Source organism: Bacteroides sp. 11BF (assembly GCF_019633765.1).
Classification (GTDB): domain Bacteria; phylum Bacteroidota; class Bacteroidia; order Bacteroidales; family Bacteroidaceae; genus Bacteroides; species Bacteroides hominis.
The window spans coordinates 202597-212113 of sequence record NZ_JAFKPJ010000010.1 but is presented as its reverse complement, the minus strand read 5'-3'; the positions used below and the strand labels follow the sequence as shown (position 1 = coordinate 212113).

Annotated in this window: 7 protein-coding genes; 4 read left to right on the top strand and 3 right to left on the bottom strand. The window is 38.5% G+C overall.

Annotation, left to right across the window (positions count from 1 at the left end):
- The coding region (locus JZY04_RS12525) for a DUF1573 domain-containing protein (RefSeq protein WP_220577430.1) at window positions 1–391 on the top strand (391 nt) is incomplete at its 5' end.
- Window positions 392–556: 165 nt separating this feature from the next.
- Window positions 557–1837, top strand: coding sequence for a kelch repeat-containing protein (locus tag JZY04_RS12520; protein WP_122142641.1), 1281 nt, complete (start codon window positions 557–559; stop codon window positions 1835–1837).
- Window positions 1838–1889: 52 nt separating this feature from the next.
- On the opposite strand, the gene JZY04_RS12515 is transcribed toward JZY04_RS12520, so the two are convergent.
- Window positions 1890–3182 carry a retropepsin-like aspartic protease gene (locus JZY04_RS12515; RefSeq protein ID WP_122142640.1) on the bottom strand — a complete coding sequence of 431 codons (1293 nt, stop codon included), beginning with the start codon at window positions 3180–3182 and terminating at the stop codon, window positions 1890–1892.
- A 240-nt stretch (window positions 3183–3422) separates the two neighbouring features.
- Entirely contained in the window at window positions 3423–3560 is a 138-nt protein-coding gene (locus JZY04_RS12510) for a transposase (RefSeq protein ID WP_032542923.1), read from the bottom strand.
- Window positions 3561–3896: 336 nt separating this feature from the next.
- Between JZY04_RS12510 and JZY04_RS12505 the strand changes: the two genes are divergently transcribed.
- Complete coding sequence (locus tag JZY04_RS12505; protein WP_250706866.1) at window positions 3897–5069, top strand: 6-bladed beta-propeller; 1173 nt, start codon at window positions 3897–3899, stop codon at window positions 5067–5069.
- 220 nt (window positions 5070–5289) lie between these two features.
- Here JZY04_RS12505 and JZY04_RS12500 read toward each other — a convergent pair whose 3' ends face one another.
- A complete protein-coding gene (locus tag JZY04_RS12500; protein ID WP_122142638.1) occupies window positions 5290–8331 on the bottom strand; it encodes a DEAD/DEAH box helicase in 3042 nt (1013 codons plus the stop codon).
- Between the two features lie 54 nt (window positions 8332–8385).
- Here JZY04_RS12500 and mnmA point away from each other — a divergent pair, with 54 nt between their 5' ends.
- Complete coding sequence (gene mnmA, locus JZY04_RS12495) at window positions 8386–9477, top strand: tRNA 2-thiouridine(34) synthase MnmA (protein WP_181996402.1); 1092 nt, start codon at window positions 8386–8388, stop codon at window positions 9475–9477.
- Window positions 9478–9517: the final 40 nt, after the last annotated feature.

The window sequence follows — 9517 nt, the reverse complement described above, 5'->3', positions numbered from 1 at the left end:
AAATCCGGTCCATAATTACGATGTAAGAGAACTCTATATCCATCTTATTTCAGGAGGAATAGATGGAGATTCTCTTTCAAATATGCGAACTGTGATAAAAATAGAGAAAGATATGGTTGATTTGAGGAGTTTTGATTGGAGGCGAGAGCAGCATATAACTTTTGAGATACACAATATTGGTGATAATAATTTGGTCGTTTATGATAATAAGACATCTTGCGGATGTACTTCTGTTGAATACTCCAAAGAACCCGTTCAGCCCGGAAAGTCTTTAGCAGTTAAAGTAACTTATAAAGCGGATCATCCGGAACACTTTAATAAAACTATTATACTATATTGCAATGCTTCCGCTTCTCCTTTGGAGTTAAAGATAACTGGAAATGCTGAATAATTTAATGTTTATATTTAGTACTTTTGAATCTTTGTTGACAGGTATTTGTATATGTCCCCTTAGCTTGAATATATGTTGCTAAATATAGGTAGTCAACCTTGGATCATTGCATTGGAACCTATTAATGTTATGGCTTAAGGTTGATTTTTATTTAATATTTGTTATATGAGAAGTCTGTTTTTAATATTCTTTTTTTGCTATGTAACTGGGAAAGCCCAGGACAGAGCGTGTGTCGTGAGTGAAAAGGATAGCATTCCTCTTTCAAATGTATATATCTGTTTGAAAGATAGGAGAGTCATAGCTATCAGTGATGAAAAGGGTGTGTTCTCATTAGAGAAATATGATTCGTTGTCATTGAATGATACTTTATATTTTTCTCATATTAATTATTTGCACAAGAAATTGTCTTATGGTGATTTTATTAAAAATAGATGTACCGTTTTTTTAATAGAGAATAATCGGGTTTTGGAAGAAGTATCTATTTTTAGCAATAGGCATTTAAATCGCTTTTTGCATTATGAAATATTGTCTCCATTGAAAAGAGGAGTCTATTCGTTTGCTTCGGTCTTGGTAGATGGGCAGATTTATATTGTAGGAGGGAGTACGTCGTGCGGTCCCTTTCAGAATTATATACGCTCTACTCTATTTTGGGAAAAATATAGTAACATGATGTATAGATATGATATCAAGCAAGATAAGTGGGAGACGATCAGGCATAAGTTTAGAGAAAGGGCATATCATACGGCGGGTTATTATGATGGAAAAATTTTTATTTTAGGGGGAAAGAGATTGTCTGAAACCAGAATTGTTGATTATCTGGATAATGCAATAGAAATATATGATATTAAGCGTGATACCGTTTGGACAGATTATACTAATCCGCATCAAGCGACTCTATTGGGATCCGTTGTGTATAAAGATAATATGATTGTTTTAGGCGGTGTTAAAAAGGTTTTGCAAAATAATGAAGGAGTCTATTCGGATGAAATGCATTTATGGAATTTAAAATCCGGCTACTGGTATGAGTTGGGAAAAATGCCGATTAGGCGAGCTCCTGATGCAATTCTGGTTGATCATTGTATTTATTTAATCGGAAATAGTAACGGTGGCGGACGGAGTCTTGAATGTTATAACTTATTGACAGGCGCATGGACCAATGCCGGACATTTGTTATATCGGCTTGGCTGGCCCAGTTTAGCTTATCATAATGATATAATTTATATTTTTGAACAAGGTGTTGTGCAGACGTTCAATATAAAAAGCAGGCAAGTTCGTTCGTATATGATAGATCTGAAATTGAAATCTCCAGCTTTGTATTACTTTGATGGGAAATTATATATTTTGGGAGGATTTTATATGGGAGATCCCTCGCGCAATGTATATAGTATTGATCTGAAAGAATTTGATAAAACAGAAATCGATTATTATTATCACAATAAAAGGTAAGCATTCGGTGAATCCTGTCTATTGTATAGAAACTGAACTTTATTGTTTTTTCTTATTCTACCATTATTATCATATTTTTAAAATCTAAAAGTATCTCTTTGCAATTTTTGAAATAGTCAACCCCTAAATAGCCATTGTATTTGCCATTAGCATTCTTCATGATAGAAAACTTATGCATATTTGTTTTGTGTTTATCAATAATTAAAGGGAAATCAGATATTGAATGGCTTTTATTAATTATAAATCCACTTATTCCACCAGCCTTGACAGAATCTTTTTTAAGTCTTAGCTCTCCAAATTTATCTTTGTTTTGTTGATAGAAATCATAATTAATATATCCTTCCATAGTCATACCTGTATCACAGAATAAAAGTAAACGAAGATTATTATAGAAAGCTTCTACTCCAACACTACCCATGAAATTAATCATATTAGAAGGTCGTTTTTGGATATTTAAATCTTGTGAAAGAGATGGGAATATTATTTTCTGTTCTTTAGGGTATATTATTGTTTGACCTATAGCTTCCATGAAAGGATTACCTAATACAGCTTCCATAGTATATACCAACGAATCTGTTTTGGGGAAAATATTGTCAAGTATATTAACTTTTACATTAGTGTAGGTAATATTACCTATTCTGAGTGTATCTACAACTCCCACTTTTGAATAGACAATGTCACCTGATATACCTGTTATGGACATGGAGTCTGCTACAACCTTTATGTGGTGCTTTTTTGCAAATGAGGTCGAAACCATATGAATTGCTGCTCCGGTATCAAATATAAAAGGTTCTTTTGTTCCATTTATTTCTACTGGAATGTACCAATAGTGTTTTGCACCTTTTATGTCTGTAATCATGTCTATAATAACTTCAGAGTTAGGAGATTGTCTTATGACTTCGCTCTTAGGCGTATTGCTTAGATTTTTGTACCCTTTGTAGTAATTATGTATCATTGTCTGCATTTCTGCGTCTTTATCGTAGTCGTTCACTTTTTTTAGAGTTTCAGCAGCCTCTTTATATTTTCCTATTTTAGATAATTGTTCCGCCTTTATTATTGTATAAGCTATAACCGCAGATGAACCCAAATCTGCTGAATAGTTATTTAATAAAGAATCAAGTAGGCTTATAGCCTCATGTGGTTGATTAAATGCGCAATTTATACCAGCTTCAGCCATTAATCCTATCATTGGATATGCTAAACTATCTTTTATAGTAGGATAGACCCTTTTTAGTTCCAAATAATCGTACGTGTTGATCAAATCTGCAACTTTTTGATCAGTATATTGAGCATATGATGAAAAACATAGACTCAGAATTACTAAAATCAAGCTTGTTCTTTTCATAATATTATGGTGTTGTTTACAAATATGGTAAGTCTTATAGATGATAGCAAATATTCTTTTCCAAAATTTGTTAATCTTGTTTGGGGTGCTTGAAGTATTTTAAATTAATTTGGTAGAATATTAATTTGGTTTTCTTTTTATCAAGAAATATCGTTCTACACTTGGTTCCATATTTTGACCCCGTTTTACAAGTACATATCCACGTAGTTTCTCTAACAACAAGTCAAGAGGGAGCATACGTCATTGACAACCGGTCTTCACTAAATAAAAGATTGCATTCCAAATCATTCGTAAATCATATTTTCGCTTTCTTGCTTGCGGGTTCAACACTTTTGTTATATATTGCCACTCTGTTTCCGTTAAATCAGTTTGGTACATCTTTTTTAAGTTTGGTCACTTCAAAGAAAGCAACTATCAGACTGATATGGAAACTTTGTTAGGAATTTTCTTTACTGCCTCTAAACAAACTGCAAAATGCAGTAGTATTGGAAGGTCTGGAAATGAAGGTGATTTTCGGGGGAAGCGGGTCTTCGTTGTGCCCAGATGGTTATCCGTATGTATTCAGGTGTTCTAATGGCAATCTACATTGTTGCAAAGTTAATTCAGAGTCTGTTTGTTGTCCATAATAGACAACTTACTCTTTATTAAATGCTTATCATCTATTTTGGCGGATGATAAGGCTCTGTTAATTAATTAAAATTGAAGATCATGAATATGAGAAAAGTATTTTATTTAGTTCTATCACTTGTAATTGCAAGTTGCACCTCTAATAAGGAACTGCAAGAGAAACTGGCATTTATTGATGTCACCAAAGAATATCCCGAAAAGAAAATTGAGCTCACCGATATTGCGGATGTCTCTTATCTGTACCTCAATTCGAAAAATGATGATTATCTCTATAAAGGCAGCATTGATTATGTAACCGAAAACAATATTATTGTTATAGACCGCTCTCAGAACAGCGTGCTGTTTTTCTCAAAAGAGGGAAATCCCAAATCACATTTTAACCGTAGGGGACAGGGATCGGAAGAATACAGAGATGCATATTCGGTAATGTATGACGAAGCAAATGATGAAGTGTTTGTTTCGCCCGACTTTAGCGATCATATTATGGTCTATTCATCATTGGGTGAATTCAAAAGGAAAATAAATTTACCTCAGACGAATGTTAACGGACAAATGGCTTTGTTTGACGATGTGTCCATATTGGTGTATGATAACACGAAATTGTGGAAATCTATCATGCAAAGCAATGCCCCAGGTATAGTACAAACCATTGATTCAGCTTTCTTTCTTATTTCCAAATTGGATGGTACAGTGCTGGATTATATCTCACTACCAAACAAAAATATAGATCTGAGTTATAAAGATTTGAACAGTGTATTTACTGGTCAGGTGAGTTACGGACGTGTGAGAAAGTCGGCTGACGGATTACTTTTATACAATCCTGAATCCGACACCGTTTTTCATTACAGCAAAGAAAAGCATTTAACTCCATATATGCACAAAAAACCAATATTGAGCAGTCAAACCTCAATGACGGTTATGGATATCTGCATGGATGCGGGAAAATATCAGTTTATAGCGGTTTACCCTTATCGGGAAACAGCGAAATCTCCGACACCAAAGTATTATATGCGCAACAAAGCAACAGGAGAACTGTTTCGCCCAAAAATAACTCTTTCCGATTTTGAAGGAAAAGAGTTGTATATCAATCCCCGGCTTTTAAATTATTATGAACATGCATACCACTTTGAACTGGATTTTGCTGAACTCGAAGAAGCATATTACAAAAACAAGCTCAGCGGTAAACTCAAAGAACAGGTTGCTTCACTTCTTGAAGATGAGGAAAGTAATAATGTTTTTGTGTTTGCGGATTTTTATTGATAAAAACACACCTTCTGGGGTTGTTTTCAATATTGAGTGATTTGTAAAAAGAGTTACAGATAAGCCTGGACTACATGAAGAGATGATATTACATGTCGTACCAAGATCAATACAATATTTTAGTAATTGCCAACAAGTCTTCAAACTACAAAACAATGACTTTTCTCGTAGCGCACTCAGCGATAATACTCATTATTAAATATTTAATAGAGGGGGAAGTTTACAAAAGTCCCGCCCACTCCTGATTGGTTAGTGTGGGGAGCTGATCTGTTTCTGTGATGAAAGTTTCCGCCAGTTTTCGTTTTTCCTCTTGTAGCTGTATGATTTTCTCTTCTATGCTTCCTTGCGTGATGAAACGGTAAGCAATTACTTGTTTGTCTTGTCCGATACGGTGCGCGCGGGCAATGGCCTGTGCTTCGGCTGCCGGGTTCCACCAGGGATCGATGATGAACACATAGTCTGCTTGTGTCAGGTTGAGGCCCACTCCTCCGGCTTTTAGTGAGATAAGGAAAGCTTGTATCCTGGGGTCACGGCTAAAGCGTGCAATCTCTTCCGGGCGATTGGTAGAAGAGCCTGTTAGAAGAGCATAATCCCATTGACGTTTACGAAACTCATCGGCCACCAATTCCAGATGTTTGACGAAAGAAGAAAAGATCAGGACCTTATGGCCTTCGCTTCGGAGTGTTTCGAAGGTCTCTATAATCAGGTTTAGTTTACCGGATTCACCGATGAAACCGGGTAAAATCATCTGCGGATGGCAGGCGAGTTGCCTTAAACGGAGAATCCCGTTGAGTACTATGAGCGGTTGCTGACCTTTCTCTGCGGTCTGTTCCAGCAGAATGTTCCGGAGACTGTTCTTTTCATGTTGGTAGAGCTCGTTCTGTTTCTTTGCCATGTCGCAATAAATCACTTCTTCGGTTAATGACGGTAGTTCCGGAGCTACTTCCTGCTTGCTTCTGCGTAGTATAAATGGGGAAATGAGTTGTCGTAAACGAAACTTCATCCGTTCGTCACCTTGACGGATGGCGTTGACGAACTGTTTGCTGAACGCTGTCTCGTTTCCTAAAAGTTCAGGCTGTAGAAAATGAAACTGTGCCCAAAGATCCTTCAGGGAATTCTCAATAGGAGTTCCTGTCAGAATTAGCCTGTGTTTACTTTGTAATTGTATCGCTGAACGGAATGTAAGTGATTCGCTGTTTTTTATGTTTTGACTTTCATCGAGAACTATGTACTCAAACTTATATTGGGATAAAGTCGCAATATTATTGCGCATCGTGCCATAAGTGGTAAAGACCAGATGATATTGGTCGAAGTGCTTTGACAAGCGATTGATTTCATTGGTGGAGTTTCCGTTATATTCCGTCATTGACAGGCTGGTAAAACGGGATGCTTCCCGTTTCCAGTTATGCAAAAGCGAGGTAGGCACAACAATAAGGGTGGCATGCAGGCGTGGTGTCTGGCTTTTCTTTTGATTTAGTACAGCACATTGCAAGTCGTTTTGTCCGCTTCGGGAGGCGTTGGGGGCTTCGGTTTTTACCGGAAAAAGTGATAACTGCCCCTTTTCATCGAAGAAAGCTTCCTTTTGTACAGGAGAGCCTTGAGTGTTTTCTTTCTCTTCCAGGCTGTTTGTTTCCTGATTTGTTGAGGCGGCTGTTCCCGGTTTGTAGATGTATTGTAAAAGTGTAAGGGTTTGCAAGGTCTTTCCAAGGCCCATATCATCGGCCAGACATCCTCCGAATCTTTCGAGGTATAGGTTTGCCATCCATGAGAAACCTTTCTGCTGATAGGGGCGAAGATTGGCCTTGAGTCCTGCAGGTACAGGGATTGGTTTCTCCAATCGGACGTCGGTTACTATACCTGGACCTTTTTCCAGGATCGATTTTATTACACCCACAAAAGGACGCTTCAGTCGGATGTTCTTACCTGATTCTTTACCTATCTCAAGCAGATTGGCGTATTTGGTGAACCATTCTTCGGGGAGGAGGATAATGCGTCCGTCAGAGAGGGGATATTCCCTGTTGTTGTCCAGTATATTTTTGCGGAATCGGCTGAAGGGAATTTTCTGATTGTCTATGACGACATTGATATGTAATTCGAACCAGTCGGGGCCATCTTCGTAATCCTGTTCTATCCGGATATCCGGAAGATAGTATGGCTTCTTGTGCGTATCACTTGATAAGATAAACTTTTCCAGTAGCATTTCCCGGTGACGGCTGACCCACTCGGTAATGTTTTTTTCGGGAGCGATAGGCGATAGTTTGAAATGGGAATCACTGATACATTGTAATCCGGCTTTTTGAAGCAGACCGATTGCCTGCTTCTCGGCAGTTGAGTTACGTTGGAAATAGTGGATGACAGTTTGTCCATTCTCTTGCCCCCGGAAGATGATTTTCTTGATTCCATCGGAACCATGAGGTGAAAAAGTCCGGTCTCCATAACGAAAATCAAGCCGTAACAAAGTATCATTATAGATTGTATCTTCAAGGTAGAGATAAGCATCACACGGACGTCTTTCTCTGATCACTTTGACTCCTTGAATATTGATTTCATGGTAATACGCAAGGGGAATCATGATATTGTCTATGTATTTTTCAGTCAATGAAGCGTCCACACTGATACGTTCTTTCTTGGTGAAAGGCAGTAAGCGTGAGGCTTCAATATGGGGGACAGTAAATAAATCCATACCCAGCAATAGGGTGGCAGGATTGGAGGTGAGGACAGTGACAGGTTTTTGTTCCATCAGTGAAACCGACAGGTCGTCATAGTAGCATTGCAGTTGATAGCTGAAATATTCCTCGGTTACTTTAAAAGAGAAATGGGCTTCTAAATCGTGGGGATGGACACGGTATGCATGGTGTTCATAGAGTTGCTTGCTTCCACTTGGTTTCTGATAAAACGGAAGTTGCCTGGTGCGTATCAGTTCTAACATCTCCAACAGTTTCTTCTCTATGAAAGGACGGATTTGTTCTTTAAGTTTGTTATTGTCCTCGGCCAGTTTGCGGAGGAATTTAGGGACTGTTTTTTCACGGGAATAGACTCCCATCAGATATTTTTCAGTATAATGAGAAGCAATGTCAATGGCTTTTTGTTCTGCTTCATTCATTTTTTTGATCGCATCGGGAGAGGCATGGAAAGCTTGTTCGATCACTTCCAACGTGTTGTCAGGGGTTCGTCTGACAGTGTAGGGGATGAGTAATATCCCCAGAACAGGGTGCTCTACGAGTACAATGACAACTTGGTTGGTGGAAAGTGCTTTTTTCATTCTGTCCGGTTTGGAAGGTCAAAGATACGGGATTTTATGTAATTTTGCGGTATGATGGAGGAAAACAAACGAGTCTTATTGGGAATGAGCGGTGGTACGGATAGCTCTGTGGCTGCCATGCTATTACTTGAAGCCGGTTATGAAGTAACGGGAGTTACCTTTCGTTTCTATGAGTTTAATGATTCTACGGAATACTTGGAAGATGCCCGTGCATTAGCAACTCGCTTAGGAATCGAACACATCACTTATGATGCGCGCGAGATTTTCCGGAAGAAAATTGTTGATTACTTTATCGATGAATATATGGCCGGACATACTCCGGTCCCCTGTACTCTTTGCAACAACTGGTTAAAATGGCCTTTGTTGGCCAAGATTGCCGATGAAATGGGAATTTTCTATTTAGCTACCGGTCATTATGTGAGAAAGAAATGGATGGACGGAAGCTATTATATTACGCTTGCCGCAGATCCGGATAAAGACCAGTCATTTTTTCTGTGGGGATTAAAACAGGATATTTTGCAACGTATGTTGCTTCCGATGGGTGAGATGACTAAACCTGAAGCACGTGCTTATGCTGCCGGAAGAGGTTTTGAGAAAGTTTCAAAAAAGAAAGATAGCATCGGGGTTTGTTTCTGTCCACTTGATTACCGTAGTTTTCTGAAAAAGCATTTTTGCAATGCGGGAGGCGACAGGAGCAATAAAATAATCCGGGAAGTGGGCAAAGGCAGATTCCTCGATGAAAGCGGCAATTTTATTGCCTGGCATGAGGGATATCCTTTTTATACTATAGGGCAACGCAGGGGGTTAGGCATCCAACTGAACCGTGCTGTTTTTGTAAAGGAGATCCATCCTGAAACCAATGAAGTGATATTGGCTCCTTTAAAGTCCCTTGAAAAGTCAGAGATGTGGTTGAAAGACTGGAATATAATCAACGAATCCCGCCTGCTGGGCTATGATGATATTATTGTGAGAATACGTTATAGGAAACAGGAAAACCATTGTTCTGTCACAATCACTCCGGAGGGATTATTACATATACAACTACACGAACCTTTGTCCGCCATTGCAGAAGGACAAGCAGCCGCTTTCTACAGGGATGGTTTGTTGTTGGGAGGAGGGATTATAACGATGAATGATGAACGATGAATCGTATGCGGATAGCACACAGCCCATTCATCGTTCATCG

Bases quoted from the DNA above. Each gene is read 5' to 3' on its own strand.
- mnmA (WP_181996402.1), top strand. From the start codon at position 8,386: ATGGAGGAAAACAAACGAGTCTTATTGGGAATGAGCGGTGGTACGGAT.
- JZY04_RS12500 (WP_122142638.1), bottom strand. From the start codon at position 8,331: ATGAAAAAAGCACTTTCCACCAACCAAGTTGTCATTGTACTCGTAGAG.
- JZY04_RS12510 (WP_032542923.1), bottom strand. From the start codon at position 3,560: ATGTACCAAACTGATTTAACGGAAACAGAGTGGCAATATATAACAAAA.
- JZY04_RS12520 (WP_122142641.1), top strand. From the start codon at position 557: ATGAGAAGTCTGTTTTTAATATTCTTTTTTTGCTATGTAACTGGGAAA.
- JZY04_RS12505 (WP_250706866.1), top strand. From the start codon at position 3,897: ATGAGAAAAGTATTTTATTTAGTTCTATCACTTGTAATTGCAAGTTGC.
- JZY04_RS12515 (WP_122142640.1), bottom strand. From the start codon at position 3,182: ATGAAAAGAACAAGCTTGATTTTAGTAATTCTGAGTCTATGTTTTTCA.